We start from the raw sequence: 18,786 nt of genomic DNA on the forward strand, positions 1-18,786 counted from the left end.
TTTTAATACTTTACCCTGTCAAAAACGGGACGTTGATTCGGGGCGTTCTGGTCATCGGCCGGATAACGGATGTCGTTGGCCTCGATGTAATCGTTAAGTTGAACCAGCAGGTAGGTGACGGCAATGCCGTTCCATGATCCTTCCTCTCCCCTCGGATCTTCCGTTCCTCCGGTCACTTTGACAAACACCTCCATTTTGAGTTGGGTGAAATAACCCATTTTGCTCCAACCGTCTTCATCCCACCAATCCGGACGTACATAACCGTTGTACAAACAAAGGTTGGTAGCGACATTGTCTTTCAAGCCCGGATTGAAATCCTCCGAGGCAACAAAGCGAAAACCCACCGTGTCGGGCGTGGTTTCCAGGTGTTCGCTATTGGTAATGCGCACCCACAGGGTATCCGATGTGCGATTAGCACGAAGCACCACCGGGGTTTGAATCTCGTATTTGGTGCGGCTGTCTTTCGGTTGGCGGATCACTTCCACGTTGACTGTCCGGTCGCAATTTTCCATCGTGGTGGCTACAGTGAAGGGGAGGGCCGCCAAGGCCGTCTGTCCGTAACCAACGTCGGGCAACTGTTTGAAAGAGAAATCAGTATTTTCAGCCGAAAACCAAACAAATCCTTTCTCCGTCCAAAGTTCGGCTTCTTCTTCGGAGCAAGCGCCCAATGCTACTGTTGTCAGGCAGAGCATTGCCGTATAAATCCAATTTTTCATTTCTTGTCTTTTTTAGTTTGTTCATTGTCTTTGTTGCGTCCGCCGTAGGTGTTTTCATCATCCGGACGGTCTAAGGTGAAGCAATTCGGTTCGATGGTCTTCGAGCCGCTCATCGGGCTTTTGATCGTGACGGACTTGTTCAGCCGTTTGAAGTAGTAGAACAACTGGCCCTCTGCTATGAACTCCTTGCGGTATTCCTTTTCGATTTCGTTTTGCAGGTCGTCCTTGCTGCCGCACCTCAACGGAGCGGAAGAAAGTCCGCGGTGGCTGCGTACGGTTTCCAAATGCTTGACACCCTCCTGCCAGTCGGACTCGCACTCGGCGGCGATGTAATACATTTCCGACACGCGCATCAGCGGCAGACGGTCGGCAGCCCAAGGCGATTCGCTTTCGCGTTTGTAATATTTAGTGGAAAGCATAAATTCATTTCCGTACATGGAATATGCTTTTTTCAGGTAGGCATAGCGGGGATCCAACGCCTGAGTAGCCGGCTCGAAAGCATCGGCGGTATTGATGGCGAGAAGATTGCCATATTGACCCTGAAAAGCATATTCTCCCTCGAGCATGTAGCCGTCCATGCGGTCGTGCAGGTCGGTGATGTTCAGGGCAAAAATCTGTTCGGTGCAAAACGTCGGGTCTTTGCATCCATATTTATCGGTATTTTCAATGTTCGCACTTTGCACCAATGTGGAGTTGACCCAAGGGAAAACGGTTTCCTGCACGGCAATAACCTCTTTGGCACAAGCCAAGGCCTCCTCTTTATTGCCCATCCAGAGATAGACGCGCGCCATGGTGGCTACCGCCGCATAATAGTTGAAATGGAAGCGCCGATTATGCCAGTCCCGGATGCCGTACCGGGTACGGTAGGAACTGTTGCCTGTTACCGCACTACATACGAAAGAAGAGGGAGTCGCATCGGTGTACATCGGGTCGGCTTCCAGCAATTTCCTGGCTTCTTTCAGGTCGGCGAGGATGCATTCGCTGCACTGTTTCACCGTCAGGAGTGGGTGTACTTCGGAAGTCAGTTTGCCGACGTACGGGATGCACTCGTGGTCGGGGTTCACCGCACCCGCTTCGCCAAAAAGGCGCAGGAGGTCGAAGTGCAGGAACGCCCGCAACCCCAATGCCTCCCCCTTGAAGACGGCGTAGTCGTCACCGCCGAACACGTTCTGCTTGTCGTCGATGCACGCCAGCAGCGAGTTGAGGTTGGCTATGGTGTTGTAGATTTTGTTCCAAATGGGATCCACGTCGCTCAATTTCAGCGATTCCATGTAATACGAACTATTTTTGTGAAAATAATATCCTGCAAAGTTACCGTTATTTCCAAAAGTGTACGTGGCTCCCCCACCCATCAGTTCGAGCATGTACCAGGTCAAGTTTTTGCCGTACAGGTTATTGTCGGTCATGTTGCCATACACGCCGCTCATGGCATCGGCAAATCCCGCCTCGTCCTTGAAGAGGTCGTTGCGGTCCATTTCGGTGTTCGGCTCCACGTCCAGCCAGTCGTTGCACGAACAACAGAACAGGCTGCCGCCCAACACCGCCAATATCAGTTTTATCATATATTTGTTCATAATTCTTTTATTTAATCGTTCATCAGAATGTAGCATTCAGCGAGAGGGAAAAAGTCCGGGCAAACGGGTAGCTTGTCCCGCGTTCGATTTTCACTGTGGAGAGACGGGCAATTTCGTCGGCGTAGAAGGTGAGTTTCAACCGTTCCAGGCCGATTTTCTTCACGAACTTCATCCGGTAGAAATCATAACCGAAGTTCACCGAGGAGAAGTACAGTTCATTGTTTTTCTGTACGAAACGGGAAGTCGGCCGCGTTGTCTCGCCTGAATCGTTCGGATTCTGCCGCATCTCGATCAGTTTGTAAGGAGCATGGTCGCCGGGCTTCGTCCAGGTTTGCGCCACGCGCTTGTCGAGGTTGCCGAAACCGGTGACGTTCTCCACGCGTTCAATCAAGGTGGAGTTGTAGAGGTCGCCGCCTAATTTGTAGGAAGCTGTCATGCTCAGCGTGAAGCCTTTCCAACCGGCACTCAGTCCCACCGTACCACGCAATTTGGGATTGCTGTCGCCGATGACTACCTGGTCGTCGGAACTCCAGGTATAGGTCAGGTTGCCGTCTTTGTCTAGGAACATTTCCTTCCCGCTCATCGGGTCGATACCCAGAGAACGAACGCCCCAGATAGCGGTCATGGAACAGCCTTCGTAGTATTTCGTCGCCGGCCGGGTGGTCTGGGTCTTCCAGGCGGCAATCTCTTCGGCGGTCAAATTGCCTGAATTCGGCTTGCCGGCATTCAGTTTGTCGTCGGCATCGTCGTTGCTCTTCTTGAAGATGTCGTAGATTTTCTTGATGGTATTCTTATTGTGGTAAGCGGAAGCCGTCAGGGTCAACCAAGCCCGGTCTTTGTTGTTGCGCCAAGGGGTGATGCTCAGGGAGATTTCGTACCCCTTGTTTTCGATTTTACCCATATTCTCCTTATAGGTGTTGAAACCCGTAGAGGCGGGCAGCGTGATGTCCGTCAGCATGTTATCTGTGTTCTGGATGTAGTATTCCGCACGTGCGCTGATAACGTTGTTCCAGGCAATGTCGATTCCGAAGTTGTTGTCGTAGATTTTCTGCCATTTCAGCTTGGTGTTCGGGATACCTAAAATCGTGGTACCCAAACGACCGTCGTAGTACTGGTTGCCGTATTGGTATTTGGCGCGTGCCTGATAGGGATTGAAATTCTGGGTACCGGTGTATCCCAACGAATAGCGCAGTTTCAACATTGATATTTTCCAGTTTTTGGGGATAAAATGCTCTTTGTGGATGTTCCAGCCGGCACCAAGCGACCAGAAATTTCCCCAGTGGTTGTCCGAACCGTAGACGGAAGAACCCGAAGCGCGGAAAGAGGCGTCGAATAGGTAGCGGTCGTCAAACGAGTAGTTGAATGCACCGATAATACCAATTTCCCGTGTCTTGCTGTCACTTCCACCGGGACGGCTGTCGTGGAAATAAGAGGTTGCCATGGAAATGTCGTCCATGCTGTCGTTACCGAAACCTTCCGCTACCGTAGTGGTCGAACCGCTTTCGACGGTTTGCAGGTTCCACGTGCCATTGAAAAAAAGGAAGTGCCTGCCGAAAGACTGGTTGTAGTTCAACCCCGCCTGGGCGGAAAGCTTGTTGGAGTAACCGTCTGTTTTGGTATAGCGCCCTTTCCGGTCGCCGATCCCGTTGGCATCGTAGTCGATAAACATCGTATGCCCAGAAGGATAGAACACGTCGCTGCTCTCTTCGGTACGACTGTACGAAAATTGTGCCGTCAGGCGGAACTGTCCGTTGATGTGCCAGTCCATTTCGAAATTCTCCGTAAAAGCGGTGTATGCCGACCGGTTTTTGGTGTTGAGCGAAGCGTTGTACAGAGGGTTATACACCGGATAATAGTCGTTGGCACACTCCTGCCCCAACAGTTTTTTCAACTTGCCGTCGCTGTCGTACGGAGCGAAATAGGGCTCCAATCCGATGTATTCGCTGAACAACCCGTAGGGCGATTCGTTGGCAACGTTGCGCGAATAGTCCATTTGGTTCCGGAATATTATGTTCTTGTAAGTATAGGAAAGCGTGTTGTTGATGTTGAAGGTGCTGCGGTCCGAGCCTTTCATGACGCCCTTCACGTCGTTGTACGAAGCACTGAGGATGTAACGAATGCGTTCGTCGCCGCCTTCTAACGAGAGCGAATGTTTCTGTCCCACGCCAACCCGCAAGGGCTTGGCAAGCCAATAGGTATCCACCCCGCTGGCAATGGCGTCGTACACCGATTTGTAAAGATTGTCCGCCCCTTGCACACTGTTCATCGCCTGCCAGTTGTCATATTTGTGATGGGCGATTTCCCAGTCGAATTTCTCCTGCGCATTCATCAGGTTGTAGTCCTTCAGGTCGGGAGCCTGAATATTCACGTCGCCGTTATAGGTAATGCGCACCTCTCCGCTTTTTGGCCGGATGGTCTGGATAACCACGACGCCGTTACCGGCTTTGGAACCGTAGATGGCTTTGGCGGCCGCATCTTTCAGCAAGGTGATGCTCTCCACGCGGTTCATGTCGAGATCGAACACCTTTTCCAGCGTCGTTTCGAATCCGTCAAGAATGAACAGCGGCTGATTGGCGTTTCCTTCGTAATCCCCCTGAACGTTGAACGAGGTCTCTCCGCGCAATTGAATGTTGGGCAGGGAGTTCGGGTTGGAACCCATTTCCAGGTTTTCGGCAATCTGAAAAGAAGGATCCAATACACTAAGACTTTTCAGCAGGTTTTGGTTGCCCACCGCTTTTAACTCCTCCTGCTTGAACGTCGTGGACGACCCGGTGAAGCTCTCCGCCCGGCGGGTGAACATACCCGTAACCACCACCCCCTCAATCTCCGTGGCTGTCTCCTTCATCTGTACATCAACCACCGTGCGTCCCTCAATTGCGACTTCCCGGCTATCCATCCCGATAAAAGTAAAAATCAACGTGGCATCAGCCGGGATTCCCGCCAAAGAATATTTCCCATCTATATTCGTCGTCGTTCCCCGGTAAGTCCCTTTGATAACAATAGTTACCCCAACCAGAGGATCACCATTCTTGTCCGTAACCACACCCGACACGGTATGTCCCGCCACTTGCTTGTTCTCCACCTTACGCACAATCGCCACACTATTTCCCGTGATCTTGTACGTGTACTCCGTGTCCTTCAGCAACTCGTCCAACGCCTTTTCAATAGAAACGTTTTTCAACTGCAATGTCCTAGGCGCCATCTTATCAATCTGAGAATCCTCGAACATGAAATTCATACCGCTTTGCTTACGCAACTCGTAAATAATTTGCCGGACGGAAGTGTTTTTTAAATCGATCGTGATTCTCTTCTCCACCGCCTGACCGAAAGCCCCTGACGGGCTTACTGAAATCACCGCGATACACGTCAATAGTATCGACAGCATACGCAAAAACAAAGATTTATGCGTCCGTGTTAGTTTTTTCATAAAATTTCCCATAAATTTGTGTCTAGTATTTTTATTGAATTACTCCCTCATAACACACCTCTGACCTCGTGTAATGATGGATAAATTTTGAACCAGCGGGGATTTCGGATTGCTACAAAACGAAGATCCCCCTTTTATTTACAGCCTCTCTACCGGATCACGTACCTCCCTTCTTCTTTAGTGATTTTTACATTTATAGTTTGCTCGATAGTTGTCATAATTTCATCAATCGAGACACTTCTCTCAAAAAATGCCGTAATTGTACTGTTCTGTAACGTTTGGCCCTCCACGACAATCTCGATCCCGTACCAGCGGGAAAGCTCCGACACGATGTCTTGCAGACAGTCACGTTCAAACATAAACATACCTTCCGTCCACGCGATATACTTACTCACATCTACCCGTTCGGTACTTATGTCTCCATTTATATTATCCACTCGGCACAACTCGTTAGGACGCATCATCACGTTACACCCCCGGTATTCAACCCCGATACTTCCTTCCACCAATACTGCCGCAACCCGTTTTTCCGTGTAAGCCCTGACGTTAAATTTTGTCCCGTACACCTTTATTTCTGCATCATTCGCCCGAACAACAAACGGGACCTCACCATGCCGGACCTCAAAATAAGCCTCTCCCCGAACGGACACCGCCCGAACGGAATCCGAGAACCGGGAAGGAAACGACAATTCCGAATCCGAATTCAAGTACACGATCGTGCTATCCGGTAAAGCCAAACGGCTCGTGAACATTCTCGGCACCTTATACACGTTAAGAACGGAAGAAGTCTCATCCGTTGCCCGTGCTGCCACGTGAACCACATCAATCACTTTTTTATTCACCGCATATTCCGTCATGTCCATCTTCTCTCCGGAGGCAAATATCAACGTCGGCACACTATCTTTCACAACAGGTACGCTTGCTACCAGCAATTCCGATTCAGGCTGAACCACGCCTGCATATTTAAAAATTCCGAAACACAACAAAACCATCGCGGCAGATGTCGCCACGGAAATCGTCGTCCATCGAACCATCCTCACCCGCTTGTAACCACGTACCCGAGTTCTGAGGCGGACAAGATTACGCTCCTTCCGTTCCGGATCTATCGCTGCAATCTCTCCTGCCAACAGTTCGGCATCCGTTAATAGATTCCTCGCTTTCGGATGTTTTTCGAACCATTCACACATTTGCTCCACGTCTGCCGACTGGCCCGTCCCTGCATTTATTATATTTTGTGCGGTATGTAATTCCCGTTCTTCAGTACTCGTATTCTTCATATCTTTCCGATTGTTTCTGTACTATATATACTTGAACAACCCGATTTTCTACCGAGAACGTGTAAAAATTCTATAAAAAAGACAAAAACAAATCCAGCATATTTGAAGAAAGCCTTTTTTTCAAATCCTCCACCGCCTTATCCTTGCGCTTATAGACCGTACTAAGGGCTATTCCCAACCGTTCCGAAATCTCCGCGGGCGAATAACCCTCTATGTACATCCGCAATACCGCAGCATATTCTTCCGGCAAGACCTCAACAGCCTGACTCAGATAGGCGATAACCTCAGAGGTCACAACCTCCGACTCCATCTCTTCCTCGCTCAAGTGCTTGATATGCTGCACATAATTCTCCACGTGTCGCTGATGAGACCAATAACGTCTGTACGAATTTTTCACACTCAAATAAAGATAGGCCTTCAAATGCTCCAGCGATTCAAAAGAAATACGAGACTTTAAAACGTTCATAAAAACATCCTGCACGACATCATCGGGAACCACTTCCGTACCCACGTACAATTTTGAACTGAATCGATACAAAGCATCATATAGATGCAGAAAAATATATTCAAAAGCATGATTATCCCGTCGATTAAAATCATCGATAAGCACAGACGAATTCATATCATAATCAACAGCCATAGTCAGATGGATAAAATCACATATATTTCTCGCAAAAATAAGGATTAAAAAACAAAAATCAACTAGAGGCAAGTATTTCTATCCCAATCCTATTGTTATACTAGGGTTTACCTACCTCTCGATCGCTCCCCTCCCGTTTCTCCCCCGCCATACCCGTCGCCACATGGCGACGGGATAACGTTTTTGTCAGCGACTTGAAACGTCCGAGAGGTATCATAACCCTAGGAGAAGGCTGGCATTTCCTTATCTAAACCCTATCCCCGATTCTAACTTGTTGATCATTTTATTTATAGTTCATTTAGACCACGAAGCATTCATAGAGCATTCACCTTCGATAAACATGGTAATAACTGCCCCCTGCATATATCCGACTTATAGAATCGTATGAATTAAAAGACACGTAACTTATTATGCTGTAATCACAAAAGATAGCGTAAATAGAGGGGAAGGATATCATACCCAGAGCGATATTCTCAATGAAGTAGAGAATAAACCCAAATAAAGAAGTAATCTAACCCAAATAATCCCCCTTCCCCAGAGCTTATTCAGAGCTTACTCGTGGCTCACACAACACGCCATGCAGCAGCTCTGAATAAGTTTCGAGGAATCATCGAAAGAGTGGGATTATTACCTTCCCATTTCCCTTACTTCTCTTTTGGTTCTCCCTGATACCCAAAAATCACAAAATCCATTCACACACATCAGCCCTAGTTATCACACCCTTTAACTAAGGTAATAATCTCCTCCGTTCCTTTCACTACCCTTTCACTACCCTTTCATCGCCCTTTCATCGCCCTTTCTCAATAGACAAACAAGGCCCGGGCAAGAGGTTTGCAAACAGTATGGGAGATTATTACCTAGAAAATACGGTTACATTACCCGGGCAGAACGGTAGCCGTTTCAAGTCATTGTCACAAATAAAAAGGTCCCCTCCCGAAAAAGAAGGGGACACAACACCTGTTTCAGCAGAATCCGCCTACTAAACACCCACACGTTCCATTATCTGGTTTTATACGCAATACTCTTCACCTTGCACAGCCCCTCCCACTTCGAGCCTTTCTCCTCCTTGATCACAATATCATCCACGTCATCAACGATCGCATATTTCCTGATCTCACCACCCGTTGATGCCGGTTTCGACGGGTCATAAAGAGCTATATAAAAATAATCACTCGAAGTCTCTACCAAGATATCCGATAAAAACAAGGTAATCTCGTAACCATCAAACGTTTTCAACAGTTCACACTTCTTCCTCGCGAAATCGTAACCATACAATTTATTCCCCACGGTATAGTAAATCACGGACAACATATTACTTGCCCCGAAAAACTCCGCCTTATCCAAGTCGATCACGTTATCCATTTTTACCATTAACTGTTTTATTATACCGAAACTATAGGAAATCCGGTAACTATACAGATAAAAATCACCTCCATCCCTTAATATCGTGTAAGTCGAACCCGAACCTTTATGACAATTCAGTGTTGTCACATACTCGTATTCCGGTTTCCAAGAGAAAGGATCCCCCACCCGATCAGACATATCCGCACAGTAGCCAAGAGGAGTTCCATAACCACTTTGTTGATACACGAAACGCCCATCCCGCTTATTATACAACACAGTAGCATATCCCCGTTCTTTCACGCTATACCCGATTTTATCCCCCACCGGGAAGAGATCATAATCACCCTTGTAATGATTACTTGGGGATCCAAAGAAACAAGCCTGTTGTCCGGATAACTCCGTATAATACAAATTACCATCCACAAGGGCAGCCCGATAATATCCCATAATCTGTACAGCCTCGGTCATCACGCACTCTCCGGCAGCCGATACATCATAAAAAGACCATTTCAAATGGGCCCCCTCGATAGGCAACAGGGTTGAAGTACTAAGCCTGTAAGTACCCTTATCCGTTCCGACATGAATATAATTCAATGCAGCGGCAGGACGATAGGGAGGAACAAAAATGCAAGTCGGCTTACCCCATTCCTGCAAATCAACCTCTTGTAAAATATTCTTCAACAAAGTCGTGTCCTCTCCTCCCGTTGATACCATATCAAGCTGGGTTCGCCCGTCATCTCCTTCCCCCAACACAAGCCATCCCCGCGAAAACAAGGTTGACAATTGCAAACTTAAACTTGAAATCGTGGTTAATCCCGTGGACTTATCCTGAATTTTAAAATGAACAACATAGCTCTGGGAAGGCAAAGTAATCGGATAAACCAAATCCTTCTCTTTTCCCAGCGTATATTGTCCCCCAATAGTCGGATCGCCACCCACGGCCACCCATTCATACTCGTAATTATCGGGATCATGGTTAACTGTCGTTGAAATTTCAGGAAAGACTCGCAACGTATCCACGAAAGAATACATACGTAACATCGTGTCTCCAAAAAAGTCATGTTTCACGGTAATCTCGTTAATTGCGCGATAGGAATAATTTCCCTTGTCATCATAGCAACTTTCAAACAAGAAAATTCCCAATAATTCGATCAGAAAAATCTTATACATCATTCTCATAACATTTCATTTAAAAATAAATCATATCAGAGGCCCCATCGTCATCTCGAACTCGTTACCCGCGGCATCTTTATCCATCACCGTACGTCCTGCCGCTTTTTCCTCTTTCAGATAGCGATCAAAATTCTGGGCCAACGCTTTCGACCTGTTCTGGTTCATGGTCTTGTAATCTTCAAAATCCTGCATCGTTAAACCAAGTACCACGCATACCAGTTTAAATTTCGTGGGAGAAAAAGCACCCCAATAATTCGCGGTCCATTGCTTGGGCACAACCACTTGATCATTTATCCCGATCACGTGAACGAGCGGGTTAATTACTTTATCCGTTGAACCATATATGCTTCCGAAAGGAATCCACCTTTTCAACGGCAATTTAAAATCCGCGCTCTCCTCCAGCCGCACGGTCAAGTAAATCACCGTGTCAGGATTTTGCATTAATTTTTCCGTCCACACGATCCGACAAGGGACTTCCGCCTGTCTCTCCCCGGCTTTTACCACCTGGCTACTCTCAAACGGCTCGTAATCTTCCCCCGCCTTTGCCGTCGTGAGAGTATCTACCACCCGAATCATGAAATAACGGTCGTGATCAACCACGTCCCCGGTAATCCTCACCCGGATCGGTAACACGGTATCCTTGGCCGTGAACATTGCGAAAGGGATCAACGTGGTATCCACGTATTCATACTGTTCCGGGTCACCATACCCGGAGGCCGGAGGTTTCTGCATCATAAAATAAATACCGCTCTCCCCCTCGTATCCCATCATCTCTGTCTCGCAAGCGCACAACCACGTTGCCAGCCCAATGATCAATATTGCTATATATCTTCGTTTCATAATCTCATCCGTTTAATTCGTTATTCCACACCTCGTTTATCTTTCTCGTCTTGAGGCAAATCAAACAAATAAAAACTCTTTTCCATCGTGATCATGTTATTCAGATCTTTACTTGAAGGTATTTGCGTCCTATTCTGTCGTTTGTAAAACCAGAACAATTGTCCCTCTCCAATAAACTCCCTCCGAAATTCCGCCTCTACCAGATTCATCAACCCGAGTGCTTGGTTTGCCTTGGCAACACCCCGTGCCGCCCGTAATCGATTCAGGTGGTCAAACGCTTCCGTCTCGTCGTTGGAACATTCCGCCACGATCAGATACATCTCGGAAATCCGCATGACAGGCATGAGATACGTGTATCCCTGACTAACTTTATTATCCTCAGGCCCTTCCGTATCATCCACGGCCATATACTTCACGAAATGTTTCTTTTCATTCCCGTCCGGATCTTTCAAGGTCATCCATTGTTCCGTGTAACGCCAATCATTCATCCTCGTGTCCTCCTCGTACATATTCTCGATATTAGCATCTGTCGGACGTAGAATCACCTTCTCTCCCAACTTGTTAGCAAAAGTAGATTCGTACACGTCCGACCGTTTTAAATTATACACCCCGAACAAGATTTCCGTTTTATACACCCGGTCCCATTTCGAGAGAGTCGTGGCCGCCGCACGGGTGACAAAAGGAAACCAGTCATTATCCTCCTGCGTTTCCTTGATCACTTGCCGGGCATAGGCCAACGCGGTTTCCTTATCCCCCGTGTACAATGCCAACCGGGCGATATAGGCCTTTACCGCATAATAATTCAAACGCAGGGAGCGATACACCATATCATTGGGTAACCCCGGACCTTCATCTCCCCAAAGCGCTCCTTTTTCAATCACCGGATCATAATCCTTCAGCAACTCCTCTGCCGCCCTGAAATCATCCATAATCAACTTTGCCACTTCCGATGCTTTCAGTAAAGATCTTACTTTCAAATCAGAAGATTCCGAATAAGGCATACACTCCATTTCCGGATCAACAGAATAAATCGGTCCAAACACCCTGAAAATTTCAAAATGCAACAATCCCCGCAACGCCAAAGCTTCCCCTTTGAGGACATGATAATATTCATTATTCAGCACATCCTTTCTCCCGTCACACGCCTCTATAATCGTGTTCACGTTGACAAGCAACGTGTAAGCCTTCGACCATAACCCGGCCACCTGTCCTTTTTTAGCCGTTTGGTCAAAAGTAGATAACTTTTGCCACGTTTGTTCATCTTTATCACAATCATAGTATTGCGCAAGAATATCAAACGTCTTGTAAGACAACGTACCTCCATACAAGTTGGAACTCAGCAATTCAATATACACCCCGTTCAGAGCGGTCATAAACCCGGCTTGAGAAGAGAAAAGCGTGTTTTCCATAATCCGGTCTTCCGATCCCAAATCCAACCAACTGTCACAAGACACCACGGTGGAGACCAACACGATCATCGTGAGGCATTTCAACTTGTTCAATAATTTACTCGCAAATTTCATAATTTCGTCTTTTAGAATCGTAAACTCAATGAAAATGAAACAGTGCGGGCAAAAGGATAATCCGTTCCCCGTTCTTCCTTGAAAGAAGACAGCCGGAAAATATCATTCATATATGCCCTGAAAGTAACTCCTTCCGCCCCGATTTTCTTTATCCACGCGGCAGAAGATTCGTATCCCATGGAAATGGATTCACCGGAGAACGTGTTTTCCGTCCGCACGAAACGGGAAGACATCGGTGTCGGAGAAGTATCTTTTATCGACTTGAACTTTGCCTTATCTCCCGGTTGCTTCCAACGATCATGTAACGCCCGCTTATCCTGATTATAATAAATTTGCTCTTCCGATATATTCTCCACTTTCGAGTACAGGGCCGAGGCCATCACCTCTCCCCCCAAACGATACCGGAAATTTACCGAAGCGGAAAAACCTTTGTAGTAGAAGGAAGAACCGATAACTCCCTCCACGTCCGGACGGGAACACCCCACAACCACCTCGTCGGCCGTCGAATAGATAAAGGTCTGGGAACCATCTCTTTTTCTAAACATTTCCGCCCCGGTGGCCGGATCAATTCCCAACGAGGGTACAGCCCACATATCATCGGGACTGGCTCCTTCATAGTAACGAACCAAGCTCTGCGCGCTTCCCAATTCATTAAATTCGTTCAATTTATCACCAATATCCCGATACTCGGACTTGGACGTTCTAAAATTCACGTTCAACGTCCAACTCATATTCTGTTTCTGGATCACCGTCCCGAAAAAACTCCCGTTCCATCCCCAAGAAAGCTGCCGCCCGGCATTCGCATTAATGGAACCCACGCCCACAGACGGAGGCATCGGCACACTGATCAGAAGAGGATCGGTATCCTTGTAATAATAATCCAGCGTCACCCGGATTCGATTCCGCAACATGGATATATCCACCCCGATATTCTTATCCAACGTACGTTGCCAATCCAGATCCTTGTTACCAAACTGGTCTATAATCGCACTTGAACCGAACATATTTTGCAGTTCCACGTTATACTTGTAAATTTTCATCGCCTGATAAGCGTCAAAATTCTGATTTCCGGGGTTACCCACGGATGCCCTGATCTTGAAATTCGTGAAAAGCCCCAACGACTTCATAAACTCCTCGTTATGAAGATTCCAAGCCAATCCCACGGACCAAGTTGTCGAGAAACGTTTATTCGCCCCGAATTTAGACGTACCGTCCGAACGCACGTTGAAATCCATCAGGTAGCGATTCATAAAAGAATAGTTGACATTCATAAAAAAGCTGGTCGAACGGCTACGCTCCAAAGAGTAATTAGGCTTCTGTCCATCTGTAAAACCCGTGGAAAAAGCCGGATTCATATGCAGATCATCGTTAAAACCGACAACACTATAACCATCCCGCTTATTTTTATTCTCGCTAAAAGACCATCCTCCCACCACGTTCACTTGATGTTTTTCCACGAACAACTTACCGAAAGCAATATTCAAATCCCCGTTATAAGAGAATGCCTCCGAAGTTGAAGCCGAGAATGAACCCTGTTTCAACTTATCCGTTTCCAGATAATCAGGATGTTTGGGGGATTTGAATTGCTCATCCCGGCTCACGTTCTTGGTAAGCCCGACTCTCGCCGTCGCCCTCAAAAAAGAATACATCCTCCACTCGATCGAGAAATTATCACGCAAGGCGATCGAATTCCCGATATTCGTATTTTTTATTCCCCACGCGTATAACGGATTCTTTAATGATCCTTTGTTTTGTTCCGTCCCGGTATCCTCCAACCACATGGGAATATATCCGTTTTCCAGTCTCTTCCGATAATACGGGTTCGCTTTCGAAAATTCGGAAAAAGCCACGGGTTCCCGCTCCGTATGAGTAACATCCATGCTAAACTTATTGGCAAACAACAACTTTTCCCGACGATAAGTCAAATCAATGTTGGCACTGATGACATTCCGATCAGACCCTTGCATCACGCCATTGGAATTATTGTAACCGAATCCCAACCCGTAACGCATGGCATCGTCACCCCCGTCAATATAAACGTTGTGACTATGATTAAATACGGTACGGAGCGGTTCGTTCATCCAATAAGTATCAACACCCCGCTTCACCTCGGCTAGCCGCCGATTATATTTTTCAATATTACTTATATTCGTGTTACTCTCCAAATCCCCGTAAAGCCCGGTTAGGCGTTCAAACTCCAACTTCTCGGAAGCATTCATCAAATTATAGGCAGAAAGATCCGCAAATTGAATCCCGTAATTACCATTATAAGAAAGACGTAATTTCCCCGCTTCCGGTTGAACCGTCTCAACGACAATCACGCCGTTGGCCGCTTTTGACCCGTAAATAGCCGTGGAGGCAGCATCTTTCAAAATCGTCACGCTAGCCACCCGGTCCATGTTCAAATTAACAATCGTCTCCAGCGTCGTTTCGATACCGTCCAAAATAAACAATGGCTGATTCGGGTCATTATCAAATTCCGTCTTTAAACCAACCACACTCGTCTTTCCCCGGATTTCAATGTCCGGCATCCGGTTCGGATCCGATCCCCATTGTTTACTCTCCAGTACCAGCATGGAAGGATCCAAACTTTTCAAACTCTGGATAACGTTCTGGCTCCCGATCATTTTCAAGTCTTCCGTCGAGTAGGTAGCGAATGATCCCGTGAAACTTTCTTTATTACGGGAATAGATTCCGGTCACCACCACTTCTTGAATCGTCTCGGAATCCTCCTCCAAGGTAACGTTCAACGTCCTCGCATCCTTCACGGCTATTTCCCGTGTCTTCATCCCGATACACGTGAATGTCAGCACCACGCCATCCAGCGAGGGTAAGGCAAGCGCGAACTTCCCGTCCGCATCCGACGCCGTACCCAACGTGGTTCCCTTCAACACGACAGACACCCCCGGAATCGTGTTCCCGTCTTGATCCGACACGACTCCCCGGATAACCACTTCGCCCGGTTTCTGAGGAACGGTAGCCCGTTTTTTTATCACGACAGTTGAATTCTCGTAAATGTACTCGAATGGACTCCCCTGAAATACACGTTTCAAAACAGCATCCACCGTCACCCTTTGCATGGTCAGCGTCACGGGCGGCAAGGTGGCCACCTGCGCCTTGTCGTAAACAAAATTCAAACCCGCCTGTTCTTTAATCTGTCGGAAAACTTCCTGTACCCCCGCTTTACTCACCCGAACAGTCACTTTTTGTTGCTGGGCTCGACCAACAAAGGGCAACATCAGCAAAACCACGCACATCAGGCAAACGTGCCTCCATTGCAATTTTGTTTTTCCACGGGTACAATGGTCCCCAAAAACAAAATACTTCTTGCTTTTTTTCATAAATTTGTATTTTAAAATTAAACATTTACTAGATGCTTCCAACATCTAGTCCGAACCGGGAGTTGTTAGCGCAACACCCGGTTTTCATCGTGTTACATCCACGTATATTCTTTTGAATCTTGTTTGCAGTCCGCCTCTCGAACGACAATTTAGGCGTAAAACTTTCCACTCATAAGTTTTTTTCATAACTTTGATCGTTGATTAATTTGTAAAATTGATTAACAGGAGGAGTGAGTATTCTGTGTTTTCTAGGCTCGGGATACACTCCTTTTTTTCATCGAACTAATGTGGCGGCTCATCCATAGATTATCGCTATTTCAATTTTGCCCGATCCCCCAAGCAAAAATTATACAATAAAAAAAGCGAGGATCGTACATTCTATCCTATCTAGGGCATCGCCAAACGCCTCGGAGCAAATAGACAACAATCCACGCTAGCCAGCGTGAATTTACTGCCTAATCTTGCTCCTTAAATTGGCGATTTCTAGATAGCAATTAGAACAAATTCACAATATTTTAATGCAGACTCTTCCGCACTTTATTTTTCAACTCCTGCAAATATATGATATTATTTCATAAAATCAAACACTTTATTCCTTCGTAGCTATATTTACACCTATTTTTTATTCAACCGAGACAACTACCTGGATCTCATCCAATTTCCCTTGAAACTCCAAATTCTCTGGAATATTCACAATTTCAAGTCCGTATCCGTTTTCGATTTCATTTCCTTGACCTTCTCTTGATACAAATTCATTCGATTTACTTCATTCACCAACTCTTCGCAAGCTTTATCCGGCGTATATTCCTTTCCCGTTAAATCACAATAAATAAGTTCCCCGTCTCGATAAAAAAGGAAATAAGTCATGGCATAAAGCGTAAACATTTTATAATCTTTCGTATCCGCGTTCAATAATTTCCCCGGAAGCCAAGAAACCACTTTCTCCCAATCCTCAATCATGGATTCCATTTTCCACACGCCACCTTCTTTTATTGTTATCAGTAAAAAAGTTGTTCCATCCGTCCGTTTTCCCAATAGACACGCTTTATCTTGAGGTAGTGATAAACATTCCAAGATTTGTGCAGGAGATGGAGCGGCATAAAACTTCTGAACATCAAATTCATAATAAGGACATACCTCCACACTACACTTTTTAAGTTCCACTAACGTCTTATCCGGTTCATATTGCAACATCGAACGAGAAACTGTCGAGTATCTCTCTACTAACGCATCCAAGATTTGATTCACGTCTTCGGTCAGAGGAAGATTCACACCTTCACCAACTTTATCCGAATGACTATTTTTATTCTTATCCATGCAACTACATACCAAGAATAATATTATAACTAGATATTTACTCATATTTTTTGAAAACTTTGATTGTTGATTAACTTGTAAAATTGATTAACAGGAGAAGTGAGTATTCTGCGTTTTCTAGGCTCGGAATACACTCCTTTTCTCTTTACACATCAGTATGGTGGCTCATCCATAATTATTGTTATTTCATATTTTGCCCAATCCTCCAAGCAAAAATTATACAATAAAAAGTGAAGATTGTCTATGTCTATCTTACCTAAAGCCATTGCCAAACACCTCTACACAAATAAATAACAATCCACACTAGTTACCGAGCATCTGATGTCTTAGCAATTTTCAGATAAAGATTAGAGCTGACTCACTATATTTCCATACAAACTCTTCCGCATCTTATCTTTCTATCTCTACAAATATATGATATTATTTCACAGAATCAAACACTTCAATCCTTTGTAGCTATAATTTCGAAGATTTTATTTTACACAAATCCACTCCAAGAAACAGAACCTTTCTCAAAACACGCCCATATTTTATATTTTTCTTGAAAAATTCGGCATACATTTTTTGCAGAATTCAAAAAATGCACTACATTTGCATCCGCAATCAAGCAACACGGGCGCTTAGCTCAGCTGGTTCAGAGCATCTGGTTTACACCCAGAGGGTCGGGGGTTCGAATCCCTCAGCGCCCACAAGAGTCTCATAATGAGACTCTTTTTTTGTTTGAGGTTACTTTTTCCACTCCATGAAAATACACACTTTTTGAGACACTATCTGTCACATCCCAAAACAAACACCCTGTAAACGGGATGATTTATACCGTAATAAGGTATTTCATCTTGAAAATGTTCTATATCCATTTCTGTAAGAATGCTACATAATTCCTCCGATTTAGCTTTGTCGCTAGTAAAACCGATACAGTGCGTCCAAGCCCATTTGTCAGATTGTATTTGTATATAGGCGTATTCAATAATATCTTGTTCTGATGTGAAGGTTTTTATTATGTCCTTTTGTCCTCTTTCAGTATAATACCAGATAAAAGTTTCCCCGATTATTTCAATCCCGAATCCTTCATAGATAACGTTTCCGTTAATAGAATAAGAATTGAAGTTCGCGCAATTTGCTTTCATCCATTCTTCAAGTTCTTTTTCTGTCTTGGGTATATTTCCATTATCATTTTTCATAGGAATAATTTTATTTCTAAAGACTAAGATAATGCTTTTAAGTAGAATAACAAAGACTGAAGGATCATCCCTCAGTTTTTGTTATTCTACTTGTAAAGTTTAATCTTATTGCCTCATTTTAGAGGTTTTAGGCATATTCTGTTGTTTGTTCATGAGATTGGTATTTTCTTGATATTTTGTTTGTAATTTTAAGACTCTTGTGCTAGTGATGCGTTTCTTGTGGCTTGTGCATCGTAGAACTTAATACCCGTTGTAGTTCCCTCGAAATAGGCATCACGAACGGATTTATCTTTACACAAAACATTTGCCACGAAAATAACCCCGTTATCCTTCAATGAAGAGGCTCTCTAGAAGTGATCAGAGGATTTTTCTTCCGCCCACTCCTACCTCTATATCCCACCTATGCTCGTAAGTATACTCTTTGCAAAAAGCT

11 protein-coding genes and 1 tRNA gene are annotated in these 18,786 nt (G+C 45.6%); 1 reads left to right on the forward strand and 11 read right to left on the reverse strand.

Features of this window, described 5'->3' with window-relative positions; all coding sequences use genetic code 11:
• Nucleotides 1–2: 2 nt before the first annotated feature.
• The 10 genes from AB5542_RS01780 to AB5542_RS01825 all read right to left on the reverse strand — a co-directional run bounded on the left by AB5542_RS01780 (nucleotide 3) and on the right by AB5542_RS01825 (nucleotide 17,217).
• On the reverse strand, nucleotides 3–668 hold the full coding sequence (locus AB5542_RS01780; RefSeq protein WP_270544278.1) for a DUF4843 domain-containing protein: 666 nt from the start codon (nucleotides 666–668) through the stop codon (nucleotides 3–5).
• Between the two features lie 44 nt (nucleotides 669–712).
• Entirely contained in the window at nucleotides 713–2,290 is a 1,578-nt protein-coding gene (locus tag AB5542_RS01785; RefSeq protein WP_340279502.1) for a RagB/SusD family nutrient uptake outer membrane protein, read from the reverse strand.
• Nucleotides 2,291–2,312: 22 nt separating this feature from the next.
• Entirely contained in the window at nucleotides 2,313–5,717 is a 3,405-nt protein-coding gene (locus AB5542_RS01790; protein WP_279039477.1) for a SusC/RagA family TonB-linked outer membrane protein, read from the reverse strand.
• A gap of 149 nt (nucleotides 5,718–5,866) precedes the next feature.
• The gene (locus tag AB5542_RS01795; RefSeq protein WP_279039479.1) at nucleotides 5,867–6,994 is read right to left on the reverse strand and encodes a FecR family protein; all 1,128 of its coding nucleotides are present in this window, start codon (nucleotides 6,992–6,994) and stop codon (nucleotides 5,867–5,869) included.
• A 70-nt stretch (nucleotides 6,995–7,064) separates the two neighbouring features.
• Nucleotides 7,065–7,634 carry an RNA polymerase sigma factor gene (locus tag AB5542_RS01800; RefSeq protein WP_118305393.1) on the reverse strand — a complete coding sequence of 190 codons (570 nt, stop codon included), beginning with the start codon at nucleotides 7,632–7,634 and terminating at the stop codon, nucleotides 7,065–7,067.
• Between the two features lie 999 nt (nucleotides 7,635–8,633).
• Nucleotides 8,634–10,157, reverse strand: a complete 1,524-nt coding sequence (locus AB5542_RS01805) for a PKD-like family lipoprotein (RefSeq protein WP_118305383.1) — start codon at nucleotides 10,155–10,157, stop codon at nucleotides 8,634–8,636.
• A 21-nt stretch (nucleotides 10,158–10,178) separates the two neighbouring features.
• Entirely contained in the window at nucleotides 10,179–10,991 is an 813-nt protein-coding gene (locus tag AB5542_RS01810; protein ID WP_279039482.1) for a DUF4843 domain-containing protein, read from the reverse strand.
• A gap of 20 nt (nucleotides 10,992–11,011) precedes the next feature.
• Nucleotides 11,012–12,514, reverse strand: a complete 1,503-nt coding sequence (locus AB5542_RS01815; protein WP_279039483.1) for a RagB/SusD family nutrient uptake outer membrane protein — start codon at nucleotides 12,512–12,514, stop codon at nucleotides 11,012–11,014.
• 11 nt (nucleotides 12,515–12,525) lie between these two features.
• The gene (locus AB5542_RS01820; protein WP_279039485.1) at nucleotides 12,526–15,855 is read right to left on the reverse strand and encodes a SusC/RagA family TonB-linked outer membrane protein; all 3,330 of its coding nucleotides are present in this window, start codon (nucleotides 15,853–15,855) and stop codon (nucleotides 12,526–12,528) included.
• 690 nt (nucleotides 15,856–16,545) lie between these two features.
• Nucleotides 16,546–17,217, reverse strand: coding sequence for a hypothetical protein (locus tag AB5542_RS01825; protein WP_279039486.1), 672 nt, complete (start codon nucleotides 17,215–17,217; stop codon nucleotides 16,546–16,548).
• A 569-nt stretch (nucleotides 17,218–17,786) separates the two neighbouring features.
• Between AB5542_RS01825 and AB5542_RS01830 the strand changes: the two genes are divergently transcribed.
• Nucleotides 17,787–17,861 (forward strand) — tRNA-Val (locus AB5542_RS01830).
• A gap of 78 nt (nucleotides 17,862–17,939) precedes the next feature.
• Here AB5542_RS01830 and AB5542_RS01835 read toward each other — a convergent pair.
• Nucleotides 17,940–18,353 (reverse strand): hypothetical protein, encoded by a 414-nt coding sequence (locus AB5542_RS01835; protein WP_279039487.1) that lies wholly within the window; start codon nucleotides 18,351–18,353, stop codon nucleotides 17,940–17,942.
• Nucleotides 18,354–18,786 lie beyond the last annotated feature (433 nt).

Origin of the sequence: Butyricimonas sp. RTP31003st1_G1_RTP31003_210430 (assembly GCF_040920905.1) — a bacterium.
Classification (GTDB): domain Bacteria; phylum Bacteroidota; class Bacteroidia; order Bacteroidales; family Marinifilaceae; genus Butyricimonas; species Butyricimonas paravirosa.

Excerpts from the sequence above, each read along its gene's own strand:
- AB5542_RS01785 (WP_340279502.1), bottom strand. The coding sequence starts at position 2,290 with ATGAACAAATATATGATAAAACTGATATTGGCGGTGTTGGGCGGCAGC.
- AB5542_RS01790 (WP_279039477.1), bottom strand. The coding sequence starts at position 5,717 with ATGAAAAAACTAACACGGACGCATAAATCTTTGTTTTTGCGTATGCTG.
- AB5542_RS01795 (WP_279039479.1), bottom strand. The coding sequence starts at position 6,994 with ATGAAGAATACGAGTACTGAAGAACGGGAATTACATACCGCACAAAAT.
- AB5542_RS01800 (WP_118305393.1), bottom strand. The coding sequence starts at position 7,634 with ATGGCTGTTGATTATGATATGAATTCGTCTGTGCTTATCGATGATTTT.
- AB5542_RS01805 (WP_118305383.1), bottom strand. The coding sequence starts at position 10,157 with ATGAGAATGATGTATAAGATTTTTCTGATCGAATTATTGGGAATTTTC.
- AB5542_RS01810 (WP_279039482.1), bottom strand. The coding sequence starts at position 10,991 with ATGAAACGAAGATATATAGCAATATTGATCATTGGGCTGGCAACGTGG.
- AB5542_RS01815 (WP_279039483.1), bottom strand. The coding sequence starts at position 12,514 with ATGAAATTTGCGAGTAAATTATTGAACAAGTTGAAATGCCTCACGATG.
- AB5542_RS01820 (WP_279039485.1), bottom strand. The coding sequence starts at position 15,855 with ATGAAAAAAAGCAAGAAGTATTTTGTTTTTGGGGACCATTGTACCCGT.
- AB5542_RS01825 (WP_279039486.1), bottom strand. The coding sequence starts at position 17,217 with ATGAGTAAATATCTAGTTATAATATTATTCTTGGTATGTAGTTGCATG.
- AB5542_RS01835 (WP_279039487.1), bottom strand. The coding sequence starts at position 18,353 with ATGAAAAATGATAATGGAAATATACCCAAGACAGAAAAAGAACTTGAA.